19 protein-coding genes are annotated in these 15,986 nt (G+C 44.9%); 5 read left to right on the top strand and 14 right to left on the bottom strand.

Translation table 11 applies throughout. From position 1 onward, the window contains the following. The first annotated feature begins 118 nt into the window (after window positions 1-118). Window positions 119-1,114, top strand: a complete 996-nt coding sequence (yumC, locus tag AC3WTF_RS09330) for a ferredoxin--NADP reductase 2 (RefSeq protein WP_003151984.1) — start codon at window positions 119-121, stop codon at window positions 1,112-1,114. A 40-nt stretch (window positions 1,115-1,154) separates the two neighbouring features. Here yumC and AC3WTF_RS09335 read toward each other — a convergent pair whose 3' ends face one another. Further along, a complete protein-coding gene (locus AC3WTF_RS09335) occupies window positions 1,155-1,298 on the bottom strand; it encodes a hypothetical protein (protein WP_003151982.1) in 144 nt (47 codons plus the stop codon). Between the two features lie 217 nt (window positions 1,299-1,515). Here AC3WTF_RS09335 and guaC point away from each other — a divergent pair, with 217 nt between their 5' ends. After that, a complete protein-coding gene (gene guaC / locus AC3WTF_RS09340; RefSeq protein ID WP_129003734.1) occupies window positions 1,516-2,496 on the top strand; it encodes a GMP reductase in 981 nt (326 codons plus the stop codon). Window positions 2,497-2,556: 60 nt separating this feature from the next. On the opposite strand, the gene AC3WTF_RS09345 is transcribed toward guaC, so the two are convergent. The 7 genes from AC3WTF_RS09345 to AC3WTF_RS09375 form a co-directional block, all read right to left on the bottom strand. Further along, window positions 2,557-2,778, bottom strand: a complete 222-nt coding sequence (locus tag AC3WTF_RS09345; protein WP_003151978.1) for a DUF5970 family protein — start codon at window positions 2,776-2,778, stop codon at window positions 2,557-2,559. Window positions 2,779-2,794: 16 nt separating this feature from the next. Further along, window positions 2,795-3,322 carry a stage II sporulation protein M gene (locus AC3WTF_RS09350; RefSeq protein WP_025285208.1) on the bottom strand — a complete coding sequence of 176 codons (528 nt, stop codon included), beginning with the start codon at window positions 3,320-3,322 and terminating at the stop codon, window positions 2,795-2,797. Further along, the gene (locus AC3WTF_RS09355; protein ID WP_007408713.1) at window positions 3,319-4,023 is read right to left on the bottom strand and encodes an ABC transporter ATP-binding protein; all 705 of its coding nucleotides are present in this window, start codon (window positions 4,021-4,023) and stop codon (window positions 3,319-3,321) included. The genes AC3WTF_RS09350 and AC3WTF_RS09355 overlap by 4 nt, the downstream gene beginning before the upstream one ends. After that, complete coding sequence (locus AC3WTF_RS09360) at window positions 4,016-5,671, bottom strand: hypothetical protein (RefSeq protein WP_007408714.1); 1,656 nt, start codon at window positions 5,669-5,671, stop codon at window positions 4,016-4,018. Before AC3WTF_RS09360 ends, AC3WTF_RS09355 begins: the two co-directional genes overlap by 8 nt. Window positions 5,672-5,753: 82 nt before the next feature. After that, window positions 5,754-6,089 carry an uberolysin/carnocyclin family circular bacteriocin gene (locus AC3WTF_RS09365; protein WP_003151973.1) on the bottom strand — a complete coding sequence of 112 codons (336 nt, stop codon included), beginning with the start codon at window positions 6,087-6,089 and terminating at the stop codon, window positions 5,754-5,756. Between the two features lie 67 nt (window positions 6,090-6,156). Beyond that, window positions 6,157-6,729 carry a hypothetical protein gene (locus AC3WTF_RS09370; protein ID WP_007408715.1) on the bottom strand — a complete coding sequence of 191 codons (573 nt, stop codon included), beginning with the start codon at window positions 6,727-6,729 and terminating at the stop codon, window positions 6,157-6,159. A gap of 258 nt (window positions 6,730-6,987) precedes the next feature. Further along, window positions 6,988-7,527 carry a GNAT family N-acetyltransferase gene (locus tag AC3WTF_RS09375; protein ID WP_129003736.1) on the bottom strand — a complete coding sequence of 180 codons (540 nt, stop codon included), beginning with the start codon at window positions 7,525-7,527 and terminating at the stop codon, window positions 6,988-6,990. A gap of 374 nt (window positions 7,528-7,901) precedes the next feature. On the opposite strand from AC3WTF_RS09375, the gene AC3WTF_RS09380 reads away from it, so the two are divergent. Further along, on the top strand, window positions 7,902-8,663 hold the full coding sequence (locus AC3WTF_RS09380; RefSeq protein WP_007408717.1) for an SDR family oxidoreductase: 762 nt from the start codon (window positions 7,902-7,904) through the stop codon (window positions 8,661-8,663). A gap of 142 nt (window positions 8,664-8,805) precedes the next feature. Here AC3WTF_RS09380 and AC3WTF_RS09385 read toward each other — a convergent pair whose 3' ends face one another. From AC3WTF_RS09385 to AC3WTF_RS09400, 4 genes are all read right to left on the bottom strand, one after another. Continuing rightward, window positions 8,806-9,168, bottom strand: a complete 363-nt coding sequence (locus tag AC3WTF_RS09385) for a HesB/IscA family protein (RefSeq protein ID WP_003151967.1) — start codon at window positions 9,166-9,168, stop codon at window positions 8,806-8,808. 78 nt (window positions 9,169-9,246) lie between these two features. After that, window positions 9,247-10,101 (bottom strand): diaminopimelate epimerase, encoded by an 855-nt coding sequence (gene dapF / locus AC3WTF_RS09390; RefSeq protein WP_012118345.1) that lies wholly within the window; start codon window positions 10,099-10,101, stop codon window positions 9,247-9,249. Between the two features lie 123 nt (window positions 10,102-10,224). Next, window positions 10,225-11,442, bottom strand: coding sequence for a NupC/NupG family nucleoside CNT transporter (locus AC3WTF_RS09395; RefSeq protein ID WP_012118346.1), 1,218 nt, complete (start codon window positions 11,440-11,442; stop codon window positions 10,225-10,227). A gap of 134 nt (window positions 11,443-11,576) precedes the next feature. Then, window positions 11,577-11,813 carry a YuzB family protein gene (locus tag AC3WTF_RS09400; protein WP_007408721.1) on the bottom strand — a complete coding sequence of 79 codons (237 nt, stop codon included), beginning with the start codon at window positions 11,811-11,813 and terminating at the stop codon, window positions 11,577-11,579. Window positions 11,814-12,079: 266 nt separating this feature from the next. On the opposite strand from AC3WTF_RS09400, the gene AC3WTF_RS09405 reads away from it, so the two are divergent. Next, complete coding sequence (locus AC3WTF_RS09405) at window positions 12,080-13,147, top strand: NAD(P)/FAD-dependent oxidoreductase (RefSeq protein WP_020956288.1); 1,068 nt, start codon at window positions 12,080-12,082, stop codon at window positions 13,145-13,147. A gap of 37 nt (window positions 13,148-13,184) precedes the next feature. On the opposite strand, the gene AC3WTF_RS09410 is transcribed toward AC3WTF_RS09405, so the two are convergent. Continuing rightward, window positions 13,185-13,511 carry a YuzD family protein gene (locus AC3WTF_RS09410; protein ID WP_015240509.1) on the bottom strand — a complete coding sequence of 109 codons (327 nt, stop codon included), beginning with the start codon at window positions 13,509-13,511 and terminating at the stop codon, window positions 13,185-13,187. Between the two features lie 79 nt (window positions 13,512-13,590). Here AC3WTF_RS09410 and AC3WTF_RS09415 point away from each other — a divergent pair, with 79 nt between their 5' ends. Continuing rightward, window positions 13,591-13,926, top strand: coding sequence for a NifU family protein (locus AC3WTF_RS09415; protein WP_169510385.1), 336 nt, complete (start codon window positions 13,591-13,593; stop codon window positions 13,924-13,926). A 40-nt stretch (window positions 13,927-13,966) separates the two neighbouring features. Here AC3WTF_RS09415 and AC3WTF_RS09420 read toward each other — a convergent pair whose 3' ends face one another. After that, on the bottom strand, window positions 13,967-15,943 hold the full coding sequence (locus AC3WTF_RS09420) for a S9 family peptidase (protein ID WP_492314241.1): 1,977 nt from the start codon (window positions 15,941-15,943) through the stop codon (window positions 13,967-13,969). Between the last annotated feature and the right edge of the window lie 43 nt (window positions 15,944-15,986).

The raw sequence follows: 15,986 nt of genomic DNA on the forward strand, positions 1-15,986 counted from the left end.
TTAGCGGCGGCCGCAATTTTTTTCAAGAATGAAGCGGCCGGGCGGTTTTCGGCACTCGTCATCCTTTTAAATTGTATGTTATAATTAATAACAATTTTCAATTAGGAGGCAATTTGGTATGCAAGAGGATTCAAAGGTTTATGATATTACGGTCATCGGCGGCGGCCCGGTCGGCCTGTTTACCGCTTTTTACGGGGGAATGAGACAGGCGAGCGTCAAAATCATCGAGAGCCTGCCTCAGCTTGGCGGCCAGCTCAGCGCGCTGTACCCTGAAAAATATATTTATGATGTAGCCGGATTCCCGAAAATCCGCGCCCAGGAACTTGTGAACAACTTAAAAGAGCAAATGGCAAAGTTCGATCAGACCATCTGCTTAGAGCAGGCCGTTGAATCTGTTGAAAAACAGGCGGACGGTGTGTTTAAGCTTGTCACGAATTCAGAAACGCATTATTCAAAAACGGTCATTATTACCGCGGGAAACGGCGCATTTAAGCCGAGAAAGCTTGAGCTGGAATCAGCGGAACAATATGAAGGCAAAAACCTGCACTACTTCATTGACGACCTCAATCAATTCGCAGGCAGACGCGTTGCCGTTCTGGGCGGCGGCGATTCCGCGGTTGACTGGGCGCTCATGCTTGAGCCGATTGCCAAAGAAGTCAGCATTATCCACCGCCGTGATAAATTCCGCGCGCATGAGCACAGTGTCGAAAACCTGCATAATTCTAAAGTCAACGTGCTGACACCGTTTGTTCCCGCTGAACTTGTCGGTGAAGACCGGATCGAACAGCTCGTTCTCGAAGAAGTGAAAGGCGACCGTAAAGAAATCATTGAAATTGATGACCTGATCGTAAACTACGGCTTTGTTTCTTCTCTCGGCCCGATTAAAAACTGGGGGCTTGACATCGAGAAAAATTCCATCGTCGTCAAAAGCACGATGGAAACGAATATTGAAGGCTTCTTTGCCGCCGGAGATATCTGCACATATGAAGGCAAAGTCAAGCTGATCGCCAGCGGTTTCGGCGAAGCTCCGACAGCCGTGAACAACGCGAAGGCCTACATGGACCCGAAAGCGCGCGTCCAGCCACTGCATTCTACAAGCATGTTTGAAAAATAATATAAAAAAGAGTCTGTGTCATACCGGCACAGACTCTTTTTTATTTAAACATCCAAATATAATTCATGACGGTTCCGACAACGAGCGCAATGACAAGCGCCGACACGACCCAAATCGTGCCTAAAATAATCCGGTCCTGAATTTTTTGGGCTTTCGGACTGTGCCCGGGCTGTTTTTGTTCCATACCGGCCCCTCCCTTCTTCTGCAAATCTATCTATCGTAACAAATGTCTTACAACAACCAATACTACTATGATAACCAAACTGCAAATGGATGACAAGCTGACCGCATATGAGGCAGCATGAAATCATTTGACATTCCTGACAAAACAAAGTACATTATAAAAAGACGAACATTTTAATTTTATTTAATTATATTATTCGCTTTTAGGGGTGTTATATATGGAAAATGTGTTTGATTACGAAGATATTCAGCTGATTCCTGCAAAATGCATTGTTGAAAGCCGATCTGAATGTGATACATCAGTTACGTTGGGCGGACACACGTTTAAACTTCCGGTCGTACCGGCCAACATGCAGACGATAATAGATGAAAACATCGCGGTCTGGCTCGCGGAAAACGGGTATTTTTATATCATGCACCGCTTCGAGCCGGAAAAACGTCTGGCTTTTGTCCGGGATATGAAAGCGCGCGGACTGATTTCTTCCATCAGTGTCGGCGTGAAGGAAAATGACTATGAATTCATCCGGGAGCTGAAAGAACAGGAGCTGGTGCCGGATTATATTACCATTGATATCGCGCACGGCCATTCCAATGCCGTGATCAGCATGATTGAATTTATTAAAGAACATGTCCCGGAAAGCTTTGTCATTGCAGGGAATGTCGGGACGCCTGAAGCCGTAAGGGAGCTGGAACGAGCGGGCGCTGACGCGACAAAAGTGGGAATCGGCCCCGGGAAAGTCTGCATCACAAAAATTAAAACCGGCTTCGGAACCGGCGGGTGGCAATTAGCCGCGCTTCGCTGGTGCGCAAAAGCGGCAAGCAAACCGATCATTGCTGACGGCGGCATCCGCACGCACGGCGATATCGCGAAATCCATCCGATTCGGCGCATCCATGGTCATGATCGGATCATTATTCGCCGGCCACGAAGAATCACCGGGACAAACGATCGAAATCGACGGCAAGCTGTACAAAGAATATTTCGGCTCCGCTTCTGAATTTCAAAAAGGCGAAAAGAAAAACGTCGAAGGCAAAAAAATGCATGTCGAACATAAAGGGTCATTACAGGACACGCTGGTTGAAATGGAGCAGGATCTGCAATCTTCCATCTCTTACGCCGGCGGCAATACACTCGAAGCCATCCGCAATGTCGACTACGTGATCGTAAAAAACTCTATTTTCAACGGCGACAGATTTTAACACGCAGCAGAGCCGCAAAAAAATAAGAAAATGACATTCAATATGAATGTCATTTTTTTATTAAATACCGAAATAAAGAGCCGCACTGGCCAACAGATTAATCACAAAAATAAACAAAAAGATGTAACGAATGAATTTATTTTGCACCGGTGCAAATATAAAGAGATATAGTCCTGCCACCCCAAAAGTAAGAACAGGAAACAGCCACTCAAAGGATAAAGAAATGATATAACCGATAATCATAACAATCGGCACACCGATTAATGATAATTTACTTCTCATATGATTTCTGCCCCTTTTACTTAAAAATTGGTGTGATGTAAGCTTCAATAATGGCAGCGGCGATCAGCAGACAAATAATTATGAGCACCAATATTCCAATATGCCTGAACATTGAAGCCATTATCTTTTTTTCCTTAGAAAAACACAGCCTGATGACCAATTCAACGCCCTTAAAACCAATGGCGCCACTTAATAATAACGCGGGAACTTCAAATATACCATGAGGAATTAGCAGTAAAAAAATCTGATAAAAAGGAACCCCGCTATGCAGATTTTCTATAATAGAGCCGCTTAAAATAAACCCGTTGGTGAATAAATAAAAGATTGAGGTCAACCCAAAGGTAAAAAAACCCGCGGCTAAAAACAGACAAGCGATTGCATTGTTTTTCAGCAGTTCAACCGCGCCTGACGAGCCGTTGTAAGACGCGGTTGAAACAAAGTGATCGGAAAAAAACGCAGCGATCACACCGCCTGAAAAAAACAGCAATGACGCGGTTAACGGAATGACGGACGTCCTGATTGCCGGCAACATGCGGTTCATCATGTATAAATACTCTCAGCCAATTTTTCAATCTCTTCTAATGAATGCTCGGATGACTGATACTCCGCCGCAAAAACGCCTTCATGTATAATACCGATCGTATCGCACAGCGAATGCGCCAGCTCCAGCAAGTGAGTCGATAACAGGACCGTATGTCCCTGTTTGACGTATTCCTTTAATAACGTCCGTATCGTTTTACCGCTGATTAAATCAATGCCCGTCAGCGGTTCGTCAAGAATTAATATCTTTGGCTGATGAATGAGCGCGGCCGCAATTGATAATTTTTGTTTCATTCCATGTGAATATGTTTTAATCAGCTGATTTCCGTCTTGAGCAAGCTTCAGCGTCTCTAACATATTCTTTATATACTCATTTGTCCGCTGAGACGGTACTTCAAACATCTCCGCTGTAAAACGCAAGTATTCGACTCCCGTTAAGTAATCATATAAAAAGGCATGGTCGGGCACAAAACCGATATCAGCCGATATTTGCCCCCCCTCTTCTGAATCCGGTTCCTTACCGTCAATCATGACGCTGCCTGAAGTCGGTTTAAGCAGGCCCGAAATGATTTTCAAAGTCGTTGTTTTCCCGACTCCATTAGTCCCCAGCAAAGCATAAATTGAGCCTTTTTTCACCTCAAACGAAATATCTTTCAACACCTGTTTTTCACTATAGTTTTTTTGTATATTCACTAATTTAATCATTGTTCGCAAACCTTTCCGCCATATTGATTCTGCGAAGAAACAGAAACATGACTCCATAGTTTAATAGTGTGAACAGGACAAAAATACCTGATGCAGAATGAATAAGCATCGTTTCAAGTTCCGGCTTTTTATAGATAAAATACGACGTGATCGCAGCGATTTGAAGCGACACAATGAAAATGAAAGATCCGTATAAGTTGTTATACGTCTTTGCTTTCCCCGCTTCTCCAATTTCGTACATATGCTCCCAGTTTTTCTTAGGATACAGGGCGGTGCTTGAAATCTGGACAAGACTGTATAAAAAACCCGAACATAAAAACACAATAAACAAGTAAATCGTCAGCGCAGCGGAAGACGGAAAAAACACCGTAATCAAAATGGTGATGATGAACGAATAGATAAGAGCGGCGAGATTATAAATACATACTTTTGGAAACACCAGCTGCCACGCATGTTTGATATTTCGGTGAAACAGATGCTGATTTTTTATTTCCCCGTCAACTGATAATACTGTTTTGAGCGCATCTCCGACGAGCTGATACGAAAAGTTCGCAATGATAACCGCCGCAGACACGATGGCGGCTGCCGAATACCCGATAAAATGATGCGATAGAAGCGGAATACAAAAACCTAAAAACAGCATGAACAAATACAGCATACTGCCGAAGTTCCTGATAAAAAACCCGTCAATTCTCGATAAAAACAGCAGGTCCTTTTGAAAAACGGCATGAAATATTTTGTTATTTCTATATAATTTCAGCTTTGGCGCAAAATCTGCGTTTGTCAAAAACATATAAGGAATAAGGTCCATTTTCTTCAGCGTGGCCGACCACAGTTTAAACATCCCCGCCGTTAAAAGGACGGCGGCCGCAAACACCGCAGCGAAAACGAGCACGGAATGTGAGCGGAATGCTAACCATACATACGGCGTATTCATGAGGATGTTCCGGAAAGCCGGTGACTCCGTAAAACTTGAAATATCCTTTGCGGTATACTCCCCAAACACGAGAAGATAAACGGCATACCCGACTGCAAGCGGAACCAGCAGGCTGACGCTGAATAAAATGCCTTTCATGATTTTCAAGTAAAACAATTTGCTCCACATATTTGTAAGAAGATAAACAACATAAGAAAACAGCATAGATAAAAATAAATTGAGAAGAAAATAAACGAAGCCCAAGAAAAATACGATGACCGCCGCAGACCCGGTCATGCCTGCGCTTGATAAAAATAAAAAGACCGGAAAAACAAAAAGATACCATACGAAAATGGTTTTTTTGATCGCCTGGCCGGCAAAAACAGAAAACAGCTGTAAAAAACGAACCTTTTTTAATTGATGAATGACCTTGCGCGTATCCAGCAGAAAGGCATTGTGGTGTTCTTTAAAGAAGCCGGCAGCCCAAAAAAGCTGCTCAAGTGAAACGGCGATTAAAACAAATTGCCCCCATGCGCTGAGGGGCAGCTGAATCAGTTTTGTCCCGAATACAACACCGCATCCCAGGAAAACGAGATATAAACATAACAGAGAAATAATAATGGCAGACAGCAGTTTGCTGTTGAGTTGAGGAATGCCCCAATCTTCCTTTCTTTTTCGAAACGATGACAGGGTATTATATTTGATAAGAGCCGCAATTTGTTTGACTATCATACTTTCAATCCTTACATATGTATTTGGGAGAGAGGCTCTTTTTGCAGCTTGTACAAAAAGAGCAATTATTTATTGATCGATTTTACCAAGCAGCTGCGTATTTTTTGCCGTATTTCTTAATCATTGTTTTTGCTGTTGCAACGATTGCATAAGAAATCGCGCCTGCGCCTGTAACGATACCGATAAGAGAAATGATAGAAGCAATTGTTGATGCCGCATCAATAATATCAATTGCTTTTTTAGCTGCTGCTGTAGAGATGCCGAGAGTAGAAGCTAATTCAGCATTGGCTGAGAATGCATGAGCCGCCGCCACGTTTAATTCAGTTCCCGTTAATAATAGTGCATAAACCAATGTTGCTGCAGCAAGAGCCGCGCCAAACAAAATGAAAGACTTTTTATTAGATTTTACTAAGTTCATCATAACATCTCCCTACTCTGTTTTTTTAATTTATAATAAAATTCAGCTTAATTGACTCTCTCCCGAGCTAAATTTTATCCGCCATAAAATAGTTTAAGAAAATAGTAAAGAGTTTTAGTAAAACAAAACATCCAGTCAAAATGATTCTCTTGCCTTTACTGAGATCGGTCAGTTTTCCCGCAGCAGCATAAAGAGCCGCGATTGATATGAGCAGAAATGGATCCAGCAGCTGCAGACTCAAGCTGGTGCCGCCGGCAGAATATATAAGCGAGGAATCAGCCGTTAAGTAGTTAACAACTGAAAGAATCAACATTTTAAATGCCGAGATTAAAGAAGTCAGCGTATATAGAAGCAAATATATTTTTTTCGGTTTTTTTGTACCGAGAATAAAAGCGGCAACGAATAACAGAAATCCGCCTATCAGAATTTCCACAAAAGTTGTGAAGATCATAAACCCTTGCAGAAACATGACAATCGTACGAACACTTTTCTCCCCGATATCGTAGGTATTTTCTCCGACGGAAGAATAATACGACTGCAGAACTTTATCTGAAATACTGAATTGGAAGAGTAATGAACAGATCAAAATGATGAAAAAAGAACTTAAAAATATTTTTTTATTGCTCAATTGACCTATCATATTATCATCCTTTTCTTACAAAATAAATTAACTATTCTATACTTTTACAATTTAGTTTAATCCTATCAAAAAATCAATATCCTTTCGAAAAATATGACTTTAGGACGTGTTGACAAAGAGCACATCTTTCAGAGTTTTTGGTGCTATGTACCCTTTATTTTTTTTTGAATTTGCAAATAGTATGATTTAGACAATTGATTTGAAGTTTTAGGAAGAACCTGTCGAAAGAGACGAAGGATATAAAAAAAGAGGATATCGTCATGTATCCTCCGGATGTATGATCGTCAGCACCTGATGATCTTCCCATTTTCCATTTATTTTTACATTTTTTCTCGCAATGCCTTCTTTATGAAAGCCAGCTTTTTCGAGCACCCGGATTGACGCCTTATTGTTCGGCATGACTCCGGCTTCTATCCGATACAGTTCCAGCTCGTTGAATGCATAATCGACTGCCAGCTTGACAGCCTTCGTCGCATAGCCTTTCCCGTTATATTTGCCATCTAAAAAATAACCGATAAAAGCGCTTTGGAGGGAACCCCGAACCACCTGAAAAAGGCTGATCGTGCCAATCAGGGTCTGATCCTGAAGAAAAATGCCGAAGCTGTATTCAGTATCATTTTCTGCATTCTTCAGTGATTGTTCAATTCGTTTTTTCCGGCCTTCCAGCGTATAAAAATCCTCTTGTCTCGTCATGGCAAACCGTTCAAAAAACATGCGGTTTTCCGTCTGCAAAACCAGTTCCTGCTCTGCATCATTCAAGCTGAGCGGCCTGATATCAACGCTGTTTCCTTCCTGCATATGCATCGCCGTCCTTTTGTTTTGATCAGAAACGTTTTTTTAATTGCCTCTCACCCATGTGATACGGTACGCTTTATCGCATTAAGAAAATTCCAAGACTTTACGTTCACCTTTCCTTTCGTGACCTATGTCTGATGTGAGTAACCGAAACGGAAGCACAAGGTTCTTTTGTTGACTTAAACCGTGCTTTAAGCCGTATCATCATATTGTGACAAGGAAAGAATAGTTTTGGCGGGTTTCCCGATGATCTAAAATCAATTTTACAGAATCACTGCTGTCTTATTTCATGCCTATTTGCGGGATGAATATATTGATTGGATCAAAGCTGAAATGTGACAAAGAAATGTAAAAACAATCGGAAAAGAGGAGTTAATATGAAACTGACGGGAAATACAATACTGATTACAGGCGGAAATGCCGGAATAGGATTGGCTTTCGCAGAACGGTTTTTAAAAGCGGGAAATAAAGTCATCGTGACCGGACGGCGTGAGCACGCTCTTCAAAAAGCAAAGGAAACATTCCCGGATCTTATTACATATGTCAGTGATTTGAGCATTCCATCTGAACGTATATCACTGTTTGATTGGGTGAAAGAAAATTATCCGGAAGTGAATGTGTTAGTAAACAACGCGGGGATTCAACAACGTTTTCATGTGCTGAAAGCGGATGCGAAGGACAATTGGGACTATTTCAATAAAGAAATCACAACGAACATTGAAGCTCCCTTCCACCTGTCTATGCTGTTCGCTCCGTTTTTTGCCGGAAAAGAAGATGCGGCTTTCATTAACGTCTCTTCGGGATTGGCTTTTACACCGCTTGCCATTGCACCGATCTATTCAGCAACGAAAGCGGCGCTTCATTCATTTACAATGAGTCTGAGACATCAGCTTTCTGATTCATCTGTAGAAGTGATTGAAGTTGCGCCTCCGGCGGTGAATACAGATTTAGGCGGAGCAGGGCTGCATACTCAAGGAGAACCGCTGGATGAATTCGCTGATGGGATTTTTAAAGGACTGAAAGAGGGCAAACAAGAAATCGGATATGGTTCTTCAGAAGAACGGCTGCGCATGTCACGGGATAAAGCCGATGAACATACGGCAAATATGTACCATGCTATGAAACATACAATCGAATAACCTCTTTGAAAAAGGAAAACCCGCTTCTGTTGAGCGGGTTTTCCTTTTATTAAACAGATAAACGCCTTTTTTAACAATGGTGCAAGCGCCACCGGAAAGAAAGACGTCATATTTTTTCATCCTAAGAATGGCGGGTTGACCCTTAACACTCTTCCGGCGTACCGGCGTTTTTGGCCGTGCGGAAAGATGAACCGCAGCCGCAGGAAGCGATGGCATTCGGGTTGTCAATGGTGAAACCGCCGCCCATCATGGACTGTTTGAAGTCAATGATCGTGCCGGTCATAATATCAAGGCTTTCGCTGTCGACCAAAACGGTGATTCCGTGCTGTTCAAACATGCTGTCTTTTTCGCCTTTTTCGTGCTCAAATCCCATTCCGTAAGACAGGCCGCTGCAGCCGCCGCCTTTTACGCCCACACGGAGAAACGCGTTTTCTTCTTCATGCTCTTTCATCATATCTTTTATATGCAAAGCCGCTGCTTCAGTGATGGTTACTGGAACACTCATAGGTAGACCTCCTTTTTTAAAAAACGGATGCTGATATCTATTATAAACCTTGAGGAGAGTATTTCTCAAACGAGCTGTTTACAAATAATAGACGCCGCTGCATACGGTTTCGGCGGGTCCCGTCATCAGCACGTGCCCGTTGTCCTGCCAATTAATCACAAGGTCGCCTCCCGCTAAATGAACGGTGATATCCCGGTTTCGTTCGGAAACACCGTTCAATACGGATGCGACAGCCGCCGCACAGGCGCCTGTTCCGCAAGCCTGTGTAATGCCGGAGCCGCGTTCCCATACGCGGAAATGAAGTTCATCGGCGCTGACGGTTTCCACAAATTCGACATTGACGCCTTCCGGAAATCTCGGGTCTTTTTCAATGACGGGACCGAGCGTTGTAAGAGGCGCTTGATTGATATCCGCAACCGGAAAAACAATATGGGGGTTTCCCATTGATACGGCTGTTCCGGAAAGCTCCGTTTCTCCAAAAACAAAGGTTTCATCGATCGTCCGTTCATCTTCATTGCCGAGCATCGGCAGCTCTTTTTTGGTGAGGCGCGGTTCGCCCATATCAACGGCGACTTCACGCACAATCCCGTTGTCCTCTGTAATGTCTGCTTTCACTAGACCTGAAAGCGTCTCAATGAAAAAGGACGTTTCTTCTGTCAGCTTATGTTCGTATGCGTACTTTGCCACACAGCGAAGGCCGTTGCCGCAATTTTTCCCTTCTGAGCCGTCATTATTAAAAATCCGCATTTTGACGGGCGCTTTTTCTGACGGACAGATGAGGATCATTCCGTCAGAGCCGATGCCCGTGTGAATGCTGGACACTTTAACGGCAATCTCAGCCAGCCGTTCTTCCGGCAGCTGTTCTTCAAATTGATTTACATATATATAACTGTTTCCAAGACCGTGCATCTTGGTAAAACGGAATGAATTCATATCGGCCTCCAACTTTTTTTCTTTTACTTAGTATAAAAGCTCTTCTGCTCGGACACAATACAAATATCCCCCGTTTTTCATACATAAAAGCTCCCTGCATATGCAGGGAGCTTTTATCGTTTACTAAATAAACATGCCGGCAATCGCCGCGCTGAGAAGGTTTGCGAGTGTTCCCGCAATAACCGCTCTTAATCCGAGGCGCGCAATGTCCGAACGGCGGCTTGGGGCCAAACCGCCCAGTGTGCCGAGCATAATCGCAATCGAAGAGAAGTTGGCAAATCCGCACAGCGCAAAGCTGATAATCGTAGACGTTTTTTTAGAAAAGTCCGCAATATGCGGACCGAAGTTTGAATAAGCGACAAACTCATTCAGCACAAGTTTCTGTCCGATATAGCTTCCCGCTCCGAGTGCTTCATGCCAAGGAACGCCGATTACAAATGCGATCGGTGAAAACACGTAACCGAGAATGGATTCTAATGTAATATGTTTGAAACCGAACCAGCCGCCGATTCCGCCGAGAATTCCGTTCACTACGGCGATGAGCGCGACAAACGCAAGCAGCATGGCGCCGACATTTAGAGCAATCTGAAGGCCCGTGGACGCGCCTTTTGCCGCTGCATCAATCACATTAGCGGCGCCTTCGCCTTCTTCGTCCATATTAAAATCGCCTTTTATCGTCTGCGTTTTTTCCGTTTCAGGTATTAAAATTTTTCCGAACACGAGACCGGCCGGAGCCGCCATAAAGCTGGCCGCCAGCAAGTATTCGATCGGAATGCCTAACAGGGCGTAACCGAAAAGCGTCGAACCCGCTACAGCCGAAAGGCCGCTCGTCATAATCGTAAACAGCTCGGAACGGGTCAATCCCGCAATCAGCGGTTTAATGGCAAGCGGTGATTCAGACTGTCCGACAAAAATATTCGCAGCCGCCGCAAGCGATTCTGTTCTGCTTGTCCCAAGAAGTTTTGACAGTCCGCCTCCGATGACGCGAAAGATGAGCTGCATGATTTTCAAGTGATACAAAACGGCAATCAGCGCTGAGAAAAAGATAATGACCGGCAGAACGCTCAGCGCAAAAGCCGGGCTGCTGCCCACTTTTAACAGCGGGCCAAAAATAAAGCTGATGCCTTCGTTCGCATAATCAATGAGAAGCTGCACACGGCTTGAGAACCATAAAAATACGGCCCGTCCGGCGTCCCACTTTAATACGATGAATCCGAAGGCCATTTGTAAACATAAACCGACAATGACGGTTCGCAGGTTAATTTTGCTTTTCTTCTCTGATAACAAAAAAGCAATGGCTAATATAGCAACTGCCCCGAGCAGCCCCCAAACGATATTCAATGAATCCACCTCTAAAATTTTATTTAAAAAAAGTCTTTATTAAGATAACAATATTTATTTTTGCTGTCTACAAATTTTTTATTTTGCCAAAACCCGGGGCGCAATAAAAAAGAGACCCCGTTCGGAGCCTCTGATTAAAACATCGGATTTTCTTCTATGAATGTATATATGTTGTCAACCAGTTCAGCAGGCGTGCCTCCCGTGACCACTTCGCCGTTGACCAGGGCGAACAGGGACTCCATGCATTTCCCGCAATAGCTTAAACAGCCGTATTCAAGCACGTCCAAGTTCGGATCCTTCTCTAAGATCTCAAGTGCTTCCTGGGAACCGCGCGCTAAATTGCTGACACAGAATTCAATCATCGGATTCATGCGGTTTCACCTCACATATGTACCTTATCCTAACGGAATTTCCTCTATTCGTCAAAGATCCGGTTTCACGCTCAATGTTATCGTAACATATTAATTCAGGTTAAAGGTTTTACTATTACGTGTTTTCTGGTCAATTTGTAGGTTATTTTAAAACTATTATTGTGGTTTTAGATCAAATTCGATATAATTCTAGATGTTATTTTACATAGTTCGTTATTTTGTAACAACATTGACTACCATATTTTTCGGGCAAAAGGGGAATCATTATGAAAAAATTGGTCTTGATCGGCGGGGGGTACGGAAACATGCGGGTGCTGCACCGCTTACTGCCGAACCAGCTTCCGTCAGATATATCCATCACGCTGATTGACAGAAACCCGTATCACTGCTTAAAAACAGAATATTATGCGCTCGCCGCCGGCACGATTTCTGATCATCATATCAGGGTGTCTTTTCCTGAGCATCCGAATCTGGATGTTCAATACGGTGAGGTGGCTTCCATCGACACGAAAAACAAACAGGTTCTGTTTCATGACCGCGAACCGATTTCTTACGATGACGCGGTGATCGGACTGGGCTGCGAGGATAAGTATCATAACGTGCCCGGCGCGCCGGAACATACTTACAGCATTCAGACCATTGATCAGTCACGCGAAGCCTATCAAAAGCTGAACAACCTCGGCGCCAATGCATCTGTCGCTATCGTCGGAGCGGGATTAAGCGGCGTGGAGCTTGCCAGTGAATTAAGAGAGAGCCGTGACGATCTGAAGATTATGTTATTTGACCGGGGCGACCTGATTTTATCAAGCTTTCCGAAAAGACTCAGCAAGTATGTTCAGAAATGGTTTGAAGAACACGGCGTCACCATTATCAATAATGCGAATATTACAAAAGTGGAAGACGGGATCGTTTATAATCATGATGAAGGAATAGCGGCCGATGCCATCGTGTGGACGGCGGGAATTCAGCCGAATAAAGCCGTCAGAGAACTGGACGCTGAAAAAGATCCGCAAGGCCGCATCGTTTTAACACCGCATCACAACCTTCCGGGCGATGAGCATGTTTACGTCGTCGGTGATTGCGCGAGCCTGCCGCATGCGCCGAGCGCCCAGCTGGCTGAAGCACAGGCGGAACAAATTGTGCAGATCCTCCTGAAACGCTGGAACAATGAAGAGCTGCCGGAAACAATGCCGCAATTTAAGCTGAAAGGCGTTCTCGGTTCACTCGGAAAAAAAGCGGGCTTCGGTCTTGTCAACGACCGTCCGCTCATCGGGCGTGTGCCCCGTTTATTAAAATCAGGCCTTTTATGGATGTACAAGCATCATAACGGCTGATAAGAAAAAAGCCGCTGATTGCGATCAGCGGCCATTTTTAAGAGCCCGCAACATAGCCGCGCTTTTCCATTTCTTCATATATATCTTTTAAATGCGGATTCCCTTCCCCCACAATGACATCCTCCACCAGCACGAGCGGATAGAAAAATTCATCGTTTCTGATGCGCTCCGCAAGCTCTTCTGTCTCCTTTTGCTGAGGCGGTGCGTCAATATCAATATACCGCATGTGAAAAGGCTGCTCCGGATATTTCCGTTGCAGCGCCGCCTCCAGCCATTCAAACGTATCTTTGGCGCTCGGCATATTCACGCAGCTTGCGCAAAGCGTTTCAGCGCCGTAAACACTGAGCGTAACCGGCTTTGTCATGTATATCATCCCCTTTACACCAGTATACAAAGGACGAGGCAGCTTTTGTATAAAAAACGGTTTTTATGTTCAAGTTTAAATATGCTATAATGGGGAAAGCAGCTTTGCAAACCAAACATTAGATTTTTACCGTTACTGTGAATATAATGGTTTTATGTATATGAAAGGAGCGAATCTCATGACTGAGGTTGAAATGAAAGAGCAAGTACAGGAAGTATTGGATAAATTACGTCCGTTTCTGCTTCGTGACGGCGGTGACTGTGAGCTTGTTGATGTAGACGAAGGCATTGTAAAACTTCGCCTCCTTGGCGCATGCGGCAGCTGCCCAAGTTCAACGATTACGCTGAAAGCCGGAATCGAACGCGCCCTTCTTGAAGAAGTACCGGGTGTCGTTGAAGTAGAACAAGTATTTTAATCATAAAACCAGGCTGCATGACAGCCTGGTTTTTTATTTTTTACAAATAGTCATCAAACCATGAACAAATATAACGGATGCGTTTCATCCGCTGTTCCGGATGGCCGCTTCTCGACAGCTCATGCGTGGCTTTCGGAAACCGGATGAACGACGTCGTTTTGTTCAGTTTCTTCAATGCGGTAAAGAGCTGCTCCGCCTGCTCTATCGGACAGCGGTCATCTCGCTCACCATGCAGGATCAAAAGCGGCGTCGAAACGCGGGACGCATATTTTACAGGAGAACGATCCCAAAGCTTATCCGCTTCCTCAAACAAATCATGTCCGAGCTGCCAGTCAGTAAAAAAGAAACCGATATCGCTGACACCGTGGAAGCTGAACCAATTTGAAATGGAGCGCTGTGTGACGGCTGCTTTAAAACGGCCGGTCTGCCCGACAATCCAATTCGTCATAAACCCTCCGTAGCTTCCGCCCGTCACACCGAGATGGCCGCTGTCAATAAACGGATACGCCTGAACAGCTTCATCCACCGCCTGCATGACATCACGGTAATCTCCGCCTCCGTAATCACCCCTGACACGATTGACAAAATCCTGCCCGTAGCCGTGGCTTCCTCTCGGGTTGACATACACGACAGCATATCCTTGTGCGGCCAGCACTTGGAATTCGTGAAAATACGTATGGCCGTACATCATGTGAGGCCCGCCGTGTATGTATAGAATGAGCGGATAAGTTTGATCCTCTTCAAAAACGGCGGGCTTTAAAAACCAGCCGTTTACCGTCAGCCCGTCCTTTGTTTCATATTGCAGCTTTTCCGGCACGGATATGATGCGCTCCTCAATAAACCGATCATTGTCGGATGTCAATTGCTTCTCTTCCCCATCTTCGAGCGAAATGCTGTAAAGCTCGGAAGGCTGTGCGGGTTTGGCAATGACAGCGATACAGCTTTTCTGATCAGGATGAAAAGCAAAACCATTCACATACTCTTCTTCTAATCGGATCGGATATACGAGGCCGTCAATCGAGATATAATAAATACCGGTGCTTCCCTGCTCGCTCCCGAGAACGTAAAAACCCTGCCCGTCGTTTGTCCATACCGGCCGAGGCGTCACTCCTCCTATGATTGAATCCGCAAGCAGCGCATCGCTCAAATGAACATCCAGCATGTCGGTCAGGCAGGAGAGCCGCTCAGTTTTCACGTCGTACAGCCACGCTTTCTCTAAAGTCGCATTGCGAAATTCATTTTCATGGCCCAGCATCGCGATATAAGAACCGTCTGGTGAAAACACGCAGAAACCGAAAGAACCGCGGTGCGGCGTAATCTGCTTCAGGCTTCCGTCCGCCAGATTCATCAGATAGACATCGCTCGGCTTTCCGGCGTCACCCGGCTCGCATAAATTGGCGGTAAACGCAAGCTGCCTGCCATCCGGTGAAAAGGCCGCGCCATAATGATCCGCTTCATGATCGGTCAGCTGCTGAATCTCCCCCGTTTCAAGATGAATCAGCACAAGCTGGGCCCAGCTTCCGTTCAGCAGGCCTTTCCCGTCACGTTTATATGTTAATGACTGAATATCAACCGGCTCATACTCGTCATGCTTCTTTTTTTCTTTCTCATCGGCGCGCTCCGCTGATGTCAGACTGACGGACACAAGCACGGATCTGCCGTCGGGCGCCCATATCGGATCTGATACGCCCCAAGGAATATCGGCCGCCTGCTTTGCCTCTCCGCCGGCAGCGTCGATGATGTACAGCTGAGGGACGCCGTTCTCCCTGTCAGAAACAAAGGCGAGGCGCTGTCCGTCAGGTGACCACCGCGGACTTGTATTTCTGTTGTCCCCGAAAGTCCATGGGTTTGAGATGCCGGATTCTGTGTCATATACCATAATGGCTGAGGAATAGGAATCACGCTTATGATTGACTGTTGTCCGGACGTAAGCGGCTCTTCTGCCGTCAGGGGCATATTGCGGGTCTGTCACGGATACGAGAGTCGCAATGTCCTCCTCGGTTATGAGTTTTTTCAAATCGTTTCTCCTCCTTTTCTTTTTTATTTCGCTTCCCTAAATA

The organism is Bacillus sp. EB106-06-01-XG163 (assembly GCF_058791615.1).